This is a genomic window from Roseobacter phycocola (assembly GCF_042055075.2).
In the GTDB taxonomy this organism is placed as follows: Bacteria; Pseudomonadota; Alphaproteobacteria; order Rhodobacterales; family Rhodobacteraceae; genus Roseobacter.
Genome location: NZ_CP194010.1, coordinates 1697132 through 1712361 on the forward strand (window position 1 = coordinate 1697132; position 15230 = coordinate 1712361).

Below are 15230 nucleotides of genomic sequence, written 5' to 3' on the forward strand. Positions count from 1 at the left end.
ACCTTGTTGGCGGCCAGGGCAGCGCTGGCATCAATCCTCGAAAAGCTCGCTCTGACCTTCCGCGCTCTCTTCCTCGTCGTCCGCATCTGACGGCACCGGCAGGCTTCCGGGCGGTGGTCGGTTTTCCAGCAGACCTGCGGCCCGCAGCTCTTTCAGACCAGGCAGATCGCGCGCATTTTCCAGCCCGAAGTGGTCAAGAAAGCTGTCTGTCACAACAAATGTTACTGGACGTCCAGGGGTCATTTTACGCCGCCCGAAACGGATCCATTCCATCTCAAGCAACTGGTCCACGGTGCCGCGGCTGACCGATACGCCGCGGATTTCCTCAATCTCGGCGCGGGTCACCGGCTGATGGTATGCAATAATCGCCAGTGTCTCGATGGCTGCGCGGGACAGCTTGCGGGTCTCCACCGTCTCGCGCTGCATCAGAAACCCGAGATCCGGCGCGGTCCGCATCGCCCAGGCGTCACCGATCTTGCACAGATTCACCCCGCGCCCTTCATAGCGCTTTCGCAGATAAACAATCGCCTCTGCAGGATCAGAACCATGCGGCATACGCGCGGCCAGTTCCCGCAGCGAGACCGGCTCAGCAGAGGCAAAGAGGATAGCCTCAACCATGCGCTCCTGTTCCGCCATGGGCGGCGCCTCAAACAGGCTTTGTTCTTCTTCGGTCGCAGAGGTCTCGTCTGTCACGCAGGTCTGTCCTTTTTGCGCAGCTGAATGGGCGCGAATGTTTCTGACTGGCGGATTTCCAGATGGCCCTCTTTAACAAGCTCCAGCGACGCCGCAAAGGTGGCAGCCGTGGCCGAGCGCCGCCGAACCGGGTCCATCTCCCAACCTTCGGGCAGATAGCTGACAATATCGGTCCAGTCGCCGGCAAAGCCGATCAGCCCGCGCATCCGGTCCAGCGCCTGTTCCATCGTGAACACCGCATCCCGGTCCATGACAAAGGGCCGGAATTCGTCGCGTGTCCGGATACGCGCATATCCCTGCATCAGGTCCAGCAGCGTAGCGGTATACTGAACTTTCCGGATGCGGGTGACTTCCTGCGTCTGGCCACGGGCAAAGAAATCCCGTCCCAGCCGGTCGCGCCCCATCAGGCGCGCGGCGGCATCCCGCATGGCCTGCAGCCGCTCAAGCTGAAAAGCCAGGTGTGCGGCCAGCTCTTCACCGGAGGGTCCTTCCTCTTCGGGGTCGGGCGGCAGCAACAGGCGTGATTTCAGAAAGGCCAGCCAGGCCGCCATCACCAGATAGTCGGCCGCGAGTTCCAGGCGCAGTGCTTTGGCCCGTTCAACGAAAGCCAGATACTGCCGTGCCAGTGCCAGAACAGAGATTTTACGCAGATCAACCTTCTGGGTCCGGCTCAGCGTCAGCAGCAGATCGAGAGGGCCCTCAAAACCGTCGACGTCAACGATCAGCGCCTCGGCCGCCAGGCGGTCCGCGACGGAGGTTTTATCCTCTTCAAAAGTGTCCTCTGACATGGACCCGACCGACCTTCACGCCCCGTTCAACAGCGTCCCAAGCTGAGCCTGAAGGGCCGGAATGTCAATATCATCCGGCTGCCTGCGCGCTGCCAGTGCACGCTCCGCCCGGGCCTGTGCAGCATCGCTCATTTCACCTGCGGCTTCTGCCACCGCACACCGCTCTGCCAGCGGCGCATTGCAGTGCAGAACGACATCGCAGCCCGCTTTCAGGGCACGTGCCGCCAGATCCGCGCGTTCGCCCTGCAATGCCTTCATGCCCAGATCATCTGTCATCAGCAGACCGTCAAACCCGATATCATCCCGGATGACCTGCATCATCACAGGCGAGAGCGTCGCAGGCCGGTCATCTATCCCGGAAAACACCAGGTGCGCGGTCATGCCCATCGGCAGGTCACTGAGCTCCCGGAAAGGCGCGAAATCTGTTCCGCTGAGCGCGGCACGGGCGGCCGTGACCAGTGGCAGTTCAAAATGTGTGTCGAGAGTGGACCGCCCGTGTCCCGGAATGTGTTTCATGACCGGCAAGACACCGCCCGCCAGCATCCCGTCTGCTGCAGCACGGCCCAGCACGGCGATCGTACCGGGATCAGAGCCATAACACCTGTTGCGCAGGAATGGATGTGTTTCCGCCCCGGCAACATCCAGCATGGGCGCGCAGTTGCTGTCGATACCCACGGCCAGCAGTTCGGCGGCAATCAGGCGATACCGGAGATACATTGCCTGCGAGGCGCTTGCTCCGACGGCCTTCACAAAATCCAGCGGCGGCGTCCATTCCGTCCAGACCGGCCCGCGCAGCCGCTGCACGCGGCCGCCTTCCTGATCAACAGTGATGGGTGCGTCACGGCCAACGCTTTCGCGCATATCTTCGCACAGCGCGCGGACCTGATCCGGCGTGTCGATATTGCGGGCAAACAGAATGAATCCAAAGGGATTGGCGTCGCGGAAGAACGCTTTTTCCTCTGCACTCAGGCGCAGACCTTCTGCATCAAGGATGGTGGCACCAAAGCGTGTCACAACGCGCGTCAGCGGCTGGCGACGGGGATACAGTCGACCCCTTCGGCCTTGAAAGCCGCACAGAACCGGCGCGAGTCGCTCAGGTCACGAAAGCCCATGACGCGCAGGCGGTAAAACGTCCGGCCCCCGGACTGAGCCTTTTCAATAACCCGCGACTTGCCGTTCATGAAATCACCAAAGCGGCCCGCGAGACGACCCCATTCACTGCGCGCCACCTCGGGGCTTTCAAAAGCCCCCAGCTGTGCCAGACGTGTCCCCGCCGGAATGCGTGCCGGATCAATCTCTGCTGTATCAGGCGCCGGTGTGAACGCTGCCGCCTGAACACGGGCCGGACGCAGCACGGGGCGTGCGGAAACCCGCAGGCCGGTCTGCTGCACAACGGCAGGCTTCGGCGTCGGCAGTGCTTCGGCTGCGGCCTGCAGCACAGGATCTGCGAGCGCGGGATCTTCTTCCTGGGCGGCCAGTGGTTCGCTGCCAGCCGTCAGCTCTTCGACCAGCTGATTGATGGCGGCTGCCTGATCAACTTCAGCAACAGGTGCGACTGCGGGGGTTGCAAAAGCATCCCGCGCGGGGCTCAGACGCACCGGAAGCTCAACCGGTGCCGCCGCCTGAACAACCGGCTGGTCCTCTGCAGTCAGTGCCGCACCGCGGGGCGCCAGCACAACCTGATCAACAGGGCCTTCTGCGATACCTTCAGCAGCGATGGCATTCACGGCAAGACCCTGGTGGCGGGCCAGTTGTCCGCCCGGGTTTTCCGGCCGGATCCGCATGTCGCCCTCGGCGGCACGCACGACGGGGATACCGCTCACGTCCCGCACCATCAGTTTGTACCCCCAGACCCCGATCCCGGCGATCAGCGCGAGTGAGACCACCGCGCCGGCCAGATTGGTCATGAAAGTCAGGGAATGCGTCGCCGCAGGTTCCTGCGCCCGTGTCTCAGATGCACGGCCATAGCCGCCCATGTCATGGGAGAATTCGATATCCGCCATCAATGCCTCGCTCTGCCTTCGGGGTACATTGCCCCTCTGGTCGTGTTCGATTGCCTGTCCGGACGCCGGATGGTTGTGTTACCGCATTTCCTGCGCCGGTGTGACGCCAAGAATACCCAAACCGGCCGAAATTACAATCGCCGTGGCCCGGGCGAGGGCGATTTTTGCCTGGCTTGTGGCTGCATCGCCTTCCTGAACGGCACGCAACGTATCGTCGGACCGGCCCAGGTGGTAGAGGCTGTGGAAATCGGACGCCACATCATAGAGGTAGAACGCAATCCGGTGCGGCTCATTGGAGCGCGCCGCAGTTTCCACCAGACGCGGCCATTCCGCCAGCCGTGCGGCCATGGCCAGTTCAGCCGGATGCGCCAGAAGGCCAAGGTCCGCCGCCCCCAGTGTGCCATCGGCCACGTCAATTCCGGCCTCTTTCGCTTTGTTCAGGATCGACGCAACCCGCGCGTGGGCATACTGGACATAGAAAACCGGATTTTCCCGGCTCTGTTCCAGCACCTTGTCGAAATCGAAATCCAGCATCGCGTCGTTCTTGCGCGTCAGCATCACAAAACGCGTCACGTCAGGTCCGACCTGATCCACAACGTCCCGCAGGGTTACAAAGGTCCCCGCCCGTTTGGACATCTTGAACGGCTCACCGTTCTTGAACAGCTTCACCAGCTGCGTCAGCTTGATATCGAGCGGCACCGTGCCGCCGGACAATGCGGAAACGGCAGCTTTCATCCGTTTGACATAGCCGCCGTGATCCGCCCCGAAAATGTCGATCAGCGCATCAAACCCACGGCTGACTTTGTCATAGTGATAGGCAATATCCGGCGCGAAATAGGTCCAGCTGCCGTCCGATTTCATCACCGGACGATCCACATCGTCCCCGTGTTCGGTGGATCTGAAAAGCGTCTGTTCGCGCGGTTCCCAGTCTTCGGGCTTTTTGCCCTTGGGCGGCTCAAGCACACCTTCGTAGATCAGGCCCCTGCCCCGCAGATCATCAATCGCCGCCTCGATCCGGCCGGTACCGTACAGAGACTTCTCAGAATAGAAGACGTCCATCTCAACACCCAGCGCGTTAAGATCCGCGCGGATCAGATCCATCATGGCGTCGGTGGCAAAGTTCCGGATGTCTTCCAGCCAGAACTGTTCGCCCTTGTCGAGATAGGCGTCGCCAACCTTGTCCTTGAGCGCCTGCCCCACCGGGATCAGATAATCGCCCGGATAGGTGCCGTCCGGAAACGCCACCTCCTGGCCGTGGGCCTCCTGATACCGCAGGTATACCGACCGGGCGAGCACATCGACCTGAGCACCCCCATCATTGATGTAGTATTCCCGCGTGACGTCAAATCCGGCGTAGTCCAGCAGCGAGGCCAGCGCATCGCCGAAGACCGCCCCCCGGGTATGCCCAACGTGCAGCGGGCCGGTAGGGTTCGCGGATACATATTCGACGTTGACCTTTTTACCGCTGCCCAATGACGCCCGGCCAAAATCCGTGCCCGTTGCCAGAACAGCACGGATCACCTCTTGCCAGACACCGGGTGCCAGCCGCAGGTTCAGAAACCCCGGCCCCGCCACCTCGGCACTGGTGATACGGTCATCCGCGCCCAGTTTTTCCGCCAGCAGCGAAGCAATATCGCGGGGTTTCATGCCCGCTGGTTTTGCCAGAACCATCGCGGCATTGGTTGCCATATCCCCATGGGCGGCATCGCGCGGCGGCTCGACCGTCACGTTTTCAAGTGACAGCCCCTGCGGCAGCGCACCATCAGCCATCATAGCTTCCAGTGTTTCGGTCACCAGGTGACGGATATCGGCAAAGAGGTTCACGGGCGTTTGTCCTTCGGGAAGTGTTGCGCGCGGTTTATCACGGCCTGTGTCCGGGTCAACCGCGCAGGCTCAGAGCCCGCCGATCAGGCGTTCATGCTCCTGGAGTGCAAACCGGTCGGTCATGCCCGCGATATAGTCTGACACGATCCGCGCGAGCGCCGTTTCAGTGCGGGCCTCAGCCACATCCTTGCGCCATTGTTTCGGCAGCTGATCCGGGTGCGCCATGAACCACGGAAAGAGCTCCTCGACAACATTGGTCACACGGGCGCGCATCTCGACCACGCTCGGGGCGCGGTACATGCGCTGGAACAGAAACGCACGGATCACCTTCAGATCCTCAAACAACGGGTCCGAAAACCGGATCACAGAGCGCCCGGCATGCCGGACATCCGTAACAGACGCCGGTTGCAGTTCTGCGAGGCGCTGCTGGGCAAAGACGATGACGTCTTCAACCAGGACCCCAAAAAAGCGGCGCAGCGCTTCGTGGCGGCGGCGGTAATAGTTCAGACCGGGATATTTCTGATCAACTTCGGCGAAACACTCCCGCAGGATCGGCAGTTCGGCCAGCTCATCCGTGGAAAAGAGTTCAGCCCGCAGCCCGTCATGCAGATCATGGTGATTGTAGGCCACGTCATCCGCGATGGCTGCAACCTGCGCTTCGGCGCTGGCGTGCGTGTGCAGCTCAAGGTCCATTTCGGCATTGCAGGCCGCCAGCGCCCAGGGGATTTCGCCGGTCACCGGGCCATTATGTTTGGCGATGCCTTCCAGCGTTTCCCAGGTCAGGTTCAGCCCGTCAAAATCCGCGTAGTGCCGCTCCAGATTGGTGACGATCCGGATCGCCTGCGCATTGTGATCAAACCCGCCATAGGGCTCCATCAGCGCGCAGAGCGCATCCTCGCCGGTGTGTCCGAAGGGCGTGTGACCCAGATCATGGGCCAGTGCCACGGCCTCGGTCAGTTCCGCGTTCAGCCCCAGCGCGCCGGAAATTGTGCGGGCCACCTGTGCGACCTCAATGGAATGGGTGAGCCGCGTCCGGTAATAATCGCCCTCGTGCTCGATGAAGACCTGGGTCTTGTGTTTAAGCCGCCGGAACGCGCTGGCATGGATAATCCGGTCCCGGTCGCGCTGAAAACACGAACGGAAAGTGCTTTCCTCTTCCCGCACGCGCCGCCCCCTGGCCAGTGCGGGATCGGAGGCATACTGCGCAGTCATAGCTCGCTGGTCCTTGTGGCCTGTCCCGGGGATTTCTATATTGTACACGACCCGTGAATGAAACCACCGTCGGAGCATGAGCAGATGCAGCTGCCCCCCAAAGTCACCTCCCGCGCTTTCGAGCGCCTCGCCGAAATCGGTGCGGCAACAGACGGCAAGGCCCTGCGTGTCGCTGTAGAAGGCGGCGGATGCTCAGGTTTTCAGTATGAGATTGCCCTGGATGAGCCGCGTGATGACGATCTGATTCTGGAAGGTGCCGGCGAAAAAGTCGTGGTTGACGCAGTATCTCTGCCGTTTCTGACCGACGCGGTCATCGATTTCACCGAAGAACTGATCGGGGCGAGATTCGTGATCGAAAATCCGAATGCCACAAGTTCCTGCGGCTGCGGCACATCCTTCTCGATGTGACGCTCAGCCCTCGGCCCGGGCAAATCCTTCAAAGAAATCACCAAACCGTGCCGTGGACTGCGCGGCACAGGTGAGAATGCGGTGTTCCTCTTCACCCAGCACAGATTCCAGCAGCCCCCGCATCTGTTCCCAGTCGCAGCTGCGCGCCGCACCCAGATGGAACAGGTATTCTGAAATGCGCCGCAGCGGGCCGCGTGGTGCGCCACGCCGCTCTACCATCAGGGCACCCTCTACCGGTGTGCCCCGGAAACCTTCTGCCCCCGCATGGGACGCCCACCAGCTGCCAACAAGGTATTCGTGATAGGAATCGGCTCCGGACCCATGCGCCGCCGGTTGCAGAACAAAGCCGCCCGTTTCGAGGGCCAGCCAGTCTTCCCAGATCTCGCTCGGGACGCGGCCCGCAAAGCGCAACGCTACGCAAACCTCTGACAGCAGGTCAAAATCCTGATCCAGCCAGGCAAGAAGTCCGGCGAACTCCAGACTGGTCAGCCCATCCTCGCTCAGCGCGGGATCATGCCGGCCGTAGTCGGAGAGATAGAACACAATGTGTGTGAGCTCATAGGCCGCTTTTTTGTTGGGCAGCGCAAAGGTCCCGGTCGACCCGATGAAACGGCGCAGTCTGTCCTCAAGTGCAGGATCCTGTGTTCCTTCTCCGCGCCGCGCCAGAAGACGCTCCGCTTCGGCACGCTGCAGATCGGACAACTCCGCGGTCGCCAGTTTTCTGTCTCTGGCCGTGGCACAGATGTCTGTGCCCGCGTCCCCCGCGAGCCCCAGATCCTCAAGATCAAGGCAGATCGACAGAAGAAACCGGTAATACTGCGGGAAAAAGGCCAGCCGTCCCGCGACGGAGTCATAGAATGGCCGGTAGACCTCGAGCACCTCAGGGCGCAGGCTGGCCCCGGATGTCGCGAGAACGTTCAGCAGTTCAGCATTTTCCTTCAGCCAGAAAACATCGCTGCTGTCGCGCCGGTGCAGTGCGAAATTACGCAGCAGCTGTCCCTGACGCTGAGAGAGATTTGGCCTGCGCGGCAACCCGATTGAGATCACGTTGGACATGAGCTTTCCTTTCGCTTTCAACGGATTGCCGCGCAGAGCATCAGCGGATCAGGGCCCTTGGGGAAGGCCCTGCTCCGGCTGAGCTGTCACTTTGCAGGTGTCATGGATGTGGTGAAAAGACCGGTCGCCTCTCCCGCCAGAGCATCGCTGCCTGAAATCATTGATGTGGTGAACTGGCCGGTTTCGCCACCTGTCATAACAGAAACCGGAGACATGGAAGTGGTGAAGAGACCGGTTGCCTCGCCACACATCATATCGCTGTCCTGTGACTGCATGGAGGTCGTGTAAAGCGCTGTGGCTTCTCCGACATGCATATCTGCAGCAGGGTGTGTTACATCGTGAGCAAAGTCGGCTTTGAGCAGTGCGTTCGTCATCATTTTGTATCCCTTTCTGATGATGTTCAGGTCGCCTGTTAACGCTTGCCCCTAAAGCACGAATTTTAAAGGAAAAATCCCGTTAAGGATGTGTTAACCCTGAGTTATCCACAGGGAGCCGCGCCGCTAAAGGATAAGAATGGAAAGAAAAGGCACTGCGGTAATCTTCGTTAAAGAATTTTTATCCACAGACACGCTGCCTGTGGATATTAACCTTTTGAGGGCAAATCAGCCGAATACCTTAACGAGAATCACTCCGTTAATACTCTCCCTCAGAGTGATATTTTGCCGGGGTTGCCCCACCGGCGCGCATGCGCGATAGAAAAGGACAGGTGACGGGAGTTCGGATCATGAAAATTGCGACGTTCAACATCAACGGGATCAAAGCGCGGATCGAAGCGCTGCCCGCGTGGCTGAAAGAAGCGCAGCCGGACGTCGCCCTCCTCCAGGAGATCAAATCCGTCGACGAGAACTTCCCGCGCGAAATTTTCGAGGACCTGGGCTACAACGTCGAAACACACGGGCAGAAAAGTTTCAACGGCGTCGCAATCCTGTCGAAAACCCCGCTCGAGGACGTGACCCGCGGCCTGCCTGGCGACGACAGTGATGAACAGGCCCGCTATATCGAAGCGACTGTCATGGGCGACAAGGAAGCAGTACGTGTCTGCGGCCTCTACCTTCCCAACGGCAATCCGGCGCCTGGCCCGAAAAACGACTACAAGCTTGCCTGGATGGCACGGCTGGAGGCGCGCGCGCGGGACCTGCTGGCACAGGAGATCCCATTTGTCATGGCGGGCGACTACAACATCATCCCGCAGGCGGAAGATGCCGCAAAACCCGATGCCTGGCGCGAAGATGCGCTGTTCAGGACCGAGAGTCGCACGGCTTTCAGACGGTTGCTGAACCTTGGCCTGACCGAGGCGTTCAGGGCCCGGACCTCGGGGCCCGGACATTACAGCTTCTGGGACTATCAGGCAGGTGCCTGGAACCGGAATAACGGCATCCGGATCGACCACCTGCTGCTCAGCCCGCAGGCGGCCGATATGCTCACCGATTGTCAGATCGACAAAGAGGTGCGCGGCCGGGACAAACCCTCGGACCACGTACCCGTCTGGATTGACCTGGCCGCCTGATTTCCGGCTTCCGCGGGACAGCCCTTACCCGTAGATACGCGTCGCGCCCAGGCCGTCGTGTATCTGGTTCACCATTGCCGGCTGAAGCCCCATGCCCTGCGCCAGGGCGTGCAGATATTGTGCCTCCGCCTGGTTGTCGGGATCAATCGCATTGAGCGCTATGGTATAGACCTGCGTTTCCAGACCACGCGGGGTGTCCGCCGCCAGTTGGGCCGCGTCCACAGGCTGTTCCAGCATGTCCTGGATCACAGCCACATCCGACGGATCGCCATCGCGCAGCGCCTGCAGCAGTTTTGCCTTTTCGTCAGCGTCAATGTCACCATCCGCGCGCGCGGCCTGCGTCATCGCCCGCAGCATCAGCCGGGCGACGTCTTCTTCGTCCGGCTCTTCGGCGGGATTATCCTGATTGATCAGCGCCTCAAGGCCACCGCCGCCTGGTGCCGTCCCGCCCCGCGCAGCTGCAAGACCGCCCAGCAGGCCACCCAGCCCGCCCAGACCACCGGCAGAAGCGCCCGCGCCACTGCCGCTCAGTTGCCCCAGCAACCCACCGAGGCCGCCCCCTGCGCCGCCCGGTCCGCCGGCTCCGCCAAGCTGTCCCAGCAGATCACCAAGACCGCCCATGCTCCCAGCCTGGGCCGCACCACCGCCGCCGCCCTGACCGGTCAGGTCTTCCATCACAGCGCCAATGCCGCCCTTGCGGCTGACCGCTTCCATCCCTTTGGCCACCGCAAAGCCGATGGCCATTTTTGTTACTGTTTTCATCAAAGACATAAACCACTCCCTGTTCTCTCAGACGCAAATTGCAGATGCCCGATCATGAGACAGAAAGGGCCGCTGCGTCTACCGGTCAGGCAGGGGGAAAAACCGCGCGCCGGGCGCATAACCGGTGGGAAACCGCAGGAATATTCATTTAAATGCAGGTCAGGCTTCGAGTTCCGCGTCCCAGTAGAGGAAGTCCATCCAGCTGTCGTGCAGATAACCGGGCGGAAATTTCCGGCCCATGTTGCGCAGTTCTTCGGCACCTGGCTGGCGCGGCGGCTTGCGCAGGGACAACCCCGTGCGGTGCAGCGGTTTGGACCCCTTCTTCAGGTTGCAGGGCGAGCAGGCCGCCACAACATTCTGCCAGCTCGTCACGCCCCCCGAAGCGCGGGGGACCACGTGATCAAACGTCAGCTCCCCCCGGGCGCCGCAGTACTGGCAGCGGAATTCGTCCCGCAGAAATAAATTAAAGCGCGTGAAGGCCACGCGCTTTTGAGGTTTTACATAGTCTTTCAGAACAACGACCGAGGGTATTCTGATTTCGGTACTCGGGCTTCGGACGATGTCGTCATATTCGGCAACGATGTCCACCCGGTCGAGCCAGGCCGCCTTGACCGCTTCCTGCCAGGGCCAGAGAGACAGCGGATAATAACTCAGGGGGCGGTAGTCGGCATTCAGCACCAGTGCAGGCCTGTGTTTCAGACTGGCAGGGTTACGTGTGAATTCCGTTCTGAAATCGCCATCCATGATCGTACTGCACCTCTTCCGTTCCGCGTCCGGTCCGGCGGGACTATCCCTCCGATAACAGGACTATATCTCGTGGTTTCAGCCTGACAAGCCCCTGAATGACCACAATATGTCGCAACCTGTATCGACCGGAGATGTAACGGCCCGATGACGGTTATCCACAGGCCCGGCACCGCTTGGATGCCGGGCCCGGGCAGATCAGTTCCAGACAGAGGCAAGATGCGCCCGGATGGTCGTGATCAGGGTTTCGTGCATCGCGGCCCGGTGTTCGGTGCCCTGGGCACAGACGATCTCGTCACCCGGCTCTTCTTTGGCGAGGATGGCGTAGCCCTGCTCCAGGCAGACCCCCATGAAATCAAAGTGGCCTGCGCCCTCAATTTCGATGTGGGTCACGACGTCCGCAGGCAGCATCGCCGCCAGCGCGCGGGCCTCAACGTCCTGATCCAGCATGTCCTGACGACCCGAGCCCAGCACCATCACCGGACGGGTGATCCCCGCAATGCTCTCCGCGTCAAAGGTCTGTACACCGCCCGGGTCCAGCGCGATGAAAGTATCAATCCGCGGATCTGACCGGTCACTTTCCAGTTCAGCAAGGTCCTCCTCATCCTCACCCACGCGCCACATGGCCAGTGCGGCGCAATCGGGCCGGTCAGGCGTGTCAGCACATTTTGCAGCGAACCCTGCCGCGTCGTGCCGCGCACCGGCAGCCGCCAGCATGGTGTAGCCGCCCAGCGAATGCCCGGCCGCTGCGACGCGGGTCAGGTCCATATGATCCCCAAAGCGCGGATCACGGGCCGCCGCATCAAGGCTGACGCTGAGGTCGGTGGCGCGCAACCACAGCATCCGCGCCTGTTCCGGGTCGCGGTCAAAACTCGTGGTGCCCGGGTGGTTGGGCATCACAGAAATGATCCCCGCTTCGGCAAGTGCCTTGGCCAGCCAGGCCTGGTTCAGCGAATTGCCATACATCCCATGCGAAATCAGCATGACGGGAAACACGCCGGGGGCGATACGTGCATCCGGCTGCGCCGATTCCACCTGCCACACAGCACTGCCGCGCAGTTGCTGCGGCGCACCGGTCTCGCGCGTCGGATACCAGACATGCCCGCCCAGCGCACGGCCGCTTTCTTCGTGAACAGCGGTGAATTCAGCGACAGCGGCCTGATAGGTATCTGCTTTGGCGGACACCACGAGGCCCAGTGCAATGGCAGTTCCGAGTATCAGGTTGTGAAAAGTGGTGTTCATGTTGAACCTCCTTGCGTGACGTGTTGCGATGAACAGGACTTGAGCGAGCAGGCGATTTCAGGCAATGCCTCGGCTGTCCTGAATGGCGTTTCAGGACACTCAGGCGCAATCGAGGACATAAAACCGGATGATTTCGATCCCCCTGCCTCTGATCCTCACGGCTGTGGCCCTGATGGCGGCGGTCTTCACGGTCACGCGCCGGTGGCTGCCGGGCAACGCGCGTGTCGCCTTCACGGCACTGGCCCTGCTGATCGCGGCGCTGACGTTTCTTGTGACCCTGCGCTTTGCCTGGAACCTTGAGGAAGTCATTGCCGTGCAGCGCCTGCTGCCCTTCTGGATCGGACCACTGGCCTGGCTGGGGTGTCTGGCCGTCTCTGACCGCGCCGCGGAATTCCGCCGGGCGCTGCCGCTGCACGCAGGTCCCGCAGTTGCCGCCGGCCTGCTGGTGCAGGCTTTCCCGGCCCTTCGCATCGGTATCGATCCGGCAATCGCAGTCAGCTACCTGATCTACGCCTGGCTGATCCTGCGGCTCTGGCGTGCGGGGCCGGACCGTCTGTCCCAGGTGCCCGTATCGAAGGCAGCGGCTCTGCGGCGGCTCTTCCTGACCGGCGCCGGATTTCTTTGTGTGACGCTCGTGCTCGACAGCGTGATAGCGCTCGATTTCCTGCGCACCGGTGGTGCCAATGTCACCCGACTGCTGTCCTTTGCCAGCCTGCTGCAACTCGTGGTGCTCGCCGTTGTTCTGGTTCTGGCCCTGCGCCAGCCAGAGAGGGCCGCGCCAGCGGCCTCCGGCGAGGATGCCCGGCTTGTGACCCGCGCCGCAGACTGCCTTTCGGAGACCCGGCTTTTTACCGACCCCGACCTTTCGCTGACCCGCCTCGCCCGCCGGATCGCTGTAACCGACCGCGCCCTGTCAGAGGCCATCAACCGGCACACCGGCGCAAATGTATCGCAGTTCATCAATGGTTTCCGCGTGGAAGAAGCCGCCCACCTGCTGCGCACAACCCGTGACCCGATCATGAGCATCGGTGAACAGGCAGGTTTTCTCACCCGCTCGAATTTCTATGCAGAATTCCAGCGCGTGAAAGGTATGAGCCCCGGCGCCTGGCGGAAGTCAGAAAGTGCGGTGTGAAGTTCCGCTCTGAGCCCACCTGGTGAATTCGGCACCACCGCTACACGCGCATGCAGAAAGAGGTCTCTGCATCAGCTAAGTGCTTTGTGCTGCGTGGCGGCGGTAAGACCGGCCATTTGTCAGCGATGCAGCGAAAGTCACTACGGCAAAAGTCGGGTCCGGACAAACCTGACCCTCCCAATTCGGCGCGGTTCGTGCAAATTCCTGCGATGGAAAAGGTTATCAAGGCACATGCCACTGCGGTCGGGTGAGGTTTGAGCTGGTTGCGGGCATCAATCACCTGTGAGTCTGCGACCGTTCAGTTTCTCTGAAACAGGGGCCTTGATCTTCAGAGCGTCAGCGAGGTGCATCCGCATCCTCACACCGCTGAGCGAGTTGACCCGCCATCAGCAGGGAACCTTCACCGGCAAAGACTATTTTTGCCCGACAAGCGGAATTCTCCGCTTCCGCCATCTGAGCGCCCCGCCCCCCGAAGAACGCGCGCGCTGGCTGACGCCGTTTCAGGGCCGGGCCGCAAACGCGCGCTGTCTGGATAAATTTGACATCGAAGCACCGCCTACGGTCAGAGTTCAGGGTAACAAGCTGTGATCCCTTTCCTGCAGCATCGGCGTAGCGGAGCACTGTGGGGCCGAAAGCACGCACGGCAACTGCTTTTCACTAAAGTCAGAAGAGCCAACCTCTTTGCTTGCTGGCACACTCATGTGATCGGAGCGTGCTGAGTAGATGGCGCGGAAAGCCCAGACAGGAGAAGACAAATTTTCCGGAGTGAGGGTGCATGCAAGCCCTGCCTCAGGAATAAAGCTCGTCCATATTCACTATTGTGATCTCTTTCCGACTGACTTGCAGGACGCCTTCGCTCTGCAGTCGGTCCAGCGATTGGGTCACCCACTGGCGTGTGGCCCCAACAATCGTAGCAATCTGATCGTATGTGATATCGCGGTCGACGACGATTTGCCCTTCTTCATGGCGGCCATAGGTTTCAGCCAGGATGACCAGCAACTGTCGCAACCGTTCAGAGACCGTCCGCGTGCCCAGCATCTGGATCAGCGCTGAGTAGCATTTCCCTTTGTTCACCAGCCCGTTGATCACAGCGACCGCCACATCCGGGATCTCGCGGACCAAGCGCAACAGACTTGCACCAGACACGAAAAGCAATTCGCAATCCTCAAGGGCATCCGCTGACCAGACATGGCGTCCCATGCCAAAAACTTCCGGACCACCGATGAAATGGCCAACGCTCCAATAGGCCAGGGTGATCTCTCGCCCTGATGGCCCTGCATAGAACGTGCGGATGCGGCCCTTTTCCACGACCCAGACACCTGTGTGCGGATCGCCCTGGAAAAAGACACCCTCGCCCTTTGAGACTTTGCACCTTGTTCCCTGTCTCCGCACCTGCTTCTGATCGTCAGAGGAAAGGGAAGAGAGAAAACCAGCGCCTTTGTTGATCTCAAGCAGATACTCCGACAGAAAAATTGCGCTTGGATCCGTCTCGGAAATGGGATTGAGCTCGGTCATGGTGACCGTTCTAACGATGCCAGGTAGCCCGCGACCTGATCAATTTCGTCGCCGAATGACACAAATGCCTTTCGGTGCAATTCAGCGGCATCACCGTGGGATCGCGCACCATCGCGAAAATCGCGCATTTGTTTCGCCAGATATCCTGCGTGCTGGGCTGACAGGTGCGGTACATTTTCCGCGCCATTCTCTCCGTGGCAGGTGAGGCAACCAGCATCTTCGGTCAACTGCATGCCGACGTTGTCTGCTGGAGGTGGTGAGGGCTCTGGCGGTTCCTGATCGGAGAACCATTCAACCACGACGGCAAAATCCTCTGGCTTGAGTTCTGTGACGATGCTCGCCAT

The 15230-nt window shown here is 60.9% G+C and carries 16 protein-coding genes; 3 read left to right on the plus strand and 13 right to left on the minus strand.

The window, feature by feature from the left end; all coding sequences use genetic code 11:
* Positions 1 to 30 precede the first annotated feature (30 nt).
* The 6 genes from scpB to AB4K19_RS08370 all read right to left on the minus strand — a co-directional run bounded on the left by scpB (position 31) and on the right by AB4K19_RS08370 (position 6520).
* Entirely contained in the window at positions 31 to 636 is a 606-nt protein-coding gene (gene scpB / locus AB4K19_RS08345; RefSeq protein WP_375227952.1) for an SMC-Scp complex subunit ScpB, read from the minus strand.
* Between the two features lie 53 nt (positions 637 to 689).
* Positions 690 to 1481, minus strand: coding sequence for a segregation and condensation protein A (locus AB4K19_RS08350; protein ID WP_436399436.1), 792 nt, complete (start codon positions 1479 to 1481; stop codon positions 690 to 692).
* Positions 1482 to 1496: 15 nt separating this feature from the next.
* Positions 1497 to 2495: a beta-N-acetylhexosaminidase gene (gene nagZ / locus AB4K19_RS08355; RefSeq protein WP_375227954.1), complete on the minus strand. Its 999-nt coding sequence runs from the start codon at positions 2493 to 2495 to the stop codon at positions 1497 to 1499.
* 8 nt (positions 2496 to 2503) lie between these two features.
* Positions 2504 to 3484, minus strand: a complete 981-nt coding sequence (locus AB4K19_RS08360) for an SPOR domain-containing protein (RefSeq protein WP_436399437.1) — start codon at positions 3482 to 3484, stop codon at positions 2504 to 2506.
* Between the two features lie 78 nt (positions 3485 to 3562).
* Positions 3563 to 5308 carry an arginine--tRNA ligase gene (argS, locus tag AB4K19_RS08365; protein WP_375227957.1) on the minus strand — a complete coding sequence of 582 codons (1746 nt, stop codon included), beginning with the start codon at positions 5306 to 5308 and terminating at the stop codon, positions 3563 to 3565.
* Positions 5309 to 5377: 69 nt separating this feature from the next.
* On the minus strand, positions 5378 to 6520 hold the full coding sequence (locus AB4K19_RS08370; RefSeq protein WP_375227958.1) for a deoxyguanosinetriphosphate triphosphohydrolase: 1143 nt from the start codon (positions 6518 to 6520) through the stop codon (positions 5378 to 5380).
* Positions 6521 to 6604: 84 nt separating this feature from the next.
* Here AB4K19_RS08370 and AB4K19_RS08375 point away from each other — a divergent pair, with 84 nt between their 5' ends.
* Positions 6605 to 6928 carry a HesB/IscA family protein gene (locus AB4K19_RS08375; protein WP_375230866.1) on the plus strand — a complete coding sequence of 108 codons (324 nt, stop codon included), beginning with the start codon at positions 6605 to 6607 and terminating at the stop codon, positions 6926 to 6928.
* 3 nt (positions 6929 to 6931) lie between these two features.
* On the opposite strand, the gene AB4K19_RS08380 is transcribed toward AB4K19_RS08375, so the two are convergent.
* Both AB4K19_RS08380 and AB4K19_RS08385 read right to left on the minus strand, forming a co-directional pair.
* On the minus strand, positions 6932 to 7984 hold the full coding sequence (locus AB4K19_RS08380) for a DUF6902 family protein (protein ID WP_375227959.1): 1053 nt from the start codon (positions 7982 to 7984) through the stop codon (positions 6932 to 6934).
* A gap of 86 nt (positions 7985 to 8070) precedes the next feature.
* Positions 8071 to 8361 (minus strand): hypothetical protein, encoded by a 291-nt coding sequence (locus AB4K19_RS08385; RefSeq protein ID WP_375227960.1) that lies wholly within the window; start codon positions 8359 to 8361, stop codon positions 8071 to 8073.
* A gap of 347 nt (positions 8362 to 8708) precedes the next feature.
* Between AB4K19_RS08385 and xth the strand changes: the two genes are divergently transcribed.
* Positions 8709 to 9491 (plus strand): exodeoxyribonuclease III, encoded by a 783-nt coding sequence (gene xth, locus AB4K19_RS08390; RefSeq protein ID WP_375227961.1) that lies wholly within the window; start codon positions 8709 to 8711, stop codon positions 9489 to 9491.
* Positions 9492 to 9515: 24 nt separating this feature from the next.
* Here the strand turns inward: xth and AB4K19_RS08395 are convergent, their stop codons facing one another.
* The 3 genes from AB4K19_RS08395 to AB4K19_RS08405 form a co-directional block, all read right to left on the minus strand.
* Positions 9516 to 10253, minus strand: a complete 738-nt coding sequence (locus AB4K19_RS08395) for a DUF533 domain-containing protein (RefSeq protein ID WP_436399438.1) — start codon at positions 10251 to 10253, stop codon at positions 9516 to 9518.
* A gap of 159 nt (positions 10254 to 10412) precedes the next feature.
* Positions 10413 to 10997 (minus strand): HNH endonuclease, encoded by a 585-nt coding sequence (locus AB4K19_RS08400; protein WP_375227963.1) that lies wholly within the window; start codon positions 10995 to 10997, stop codon positions 10413 to 10415.
* Between the two features lie 198 nt (positions 10998 to 11195).
* Positions 11196 to 12239 carry an alpha/beta hydrolase family protein gene (locus tag AB4K19_RS08405; protein WP_375227964.1) on the minus strand — a complete coding sequence of 348 codons (1044 nt, stop codon included), beginning with the start codon at positions 12237 to 12239 and terminating at the stop codon, positions 11196 to 11198.
* A gap of 127 nt (positions 12240 to 12366) precedes the next feature.
* Here AB4K19_RS08405 and AB4K19_RS08410 point away from each other — a divergent pair, with 127 nt between their 5' ends.
* Complete coding sequence (locus AB4K19_RS08410; RefSeq protein ID WP_375227965.1) at positions 12367 to 13371, plus strand: helix-turn-helix domain-containing protein; 1005 nt, start codon at positions 12367 to 12369, stop codon at positions 13369 to 13371.
* Positions 13372 to 14160: 789 nt separating this feature from the next.
* On the opposite strand, the gene AB4K19_RS08415 is transcribed toward AB4K19_RS08410, so the two are convergent.
* Positions 14161 to 14886 (minus strand): Crp/Fnr family transcriptional regulator, encoded by a 726-nt coding sequence (locus AB4K19_RS08415; protein WP_375227966.1) that lies wholly within the window; start codon positions 14884 to 14886, stop codon positions 14161 to 14163.
* Complete coding sequence (locus tag AB4K19_RS08420; protein WP_436399536.1) at positions 14883 to 15230, minus strand: c-type cytochrome; 348 nt, start codon at positions 15228 to 15230, stop codon at positions 14883 to 14885. The genes AB4K19_RS08415 and AB4K19_RS08420 overlap by 4 nt, the downstream gene beginning before the upstream one ends.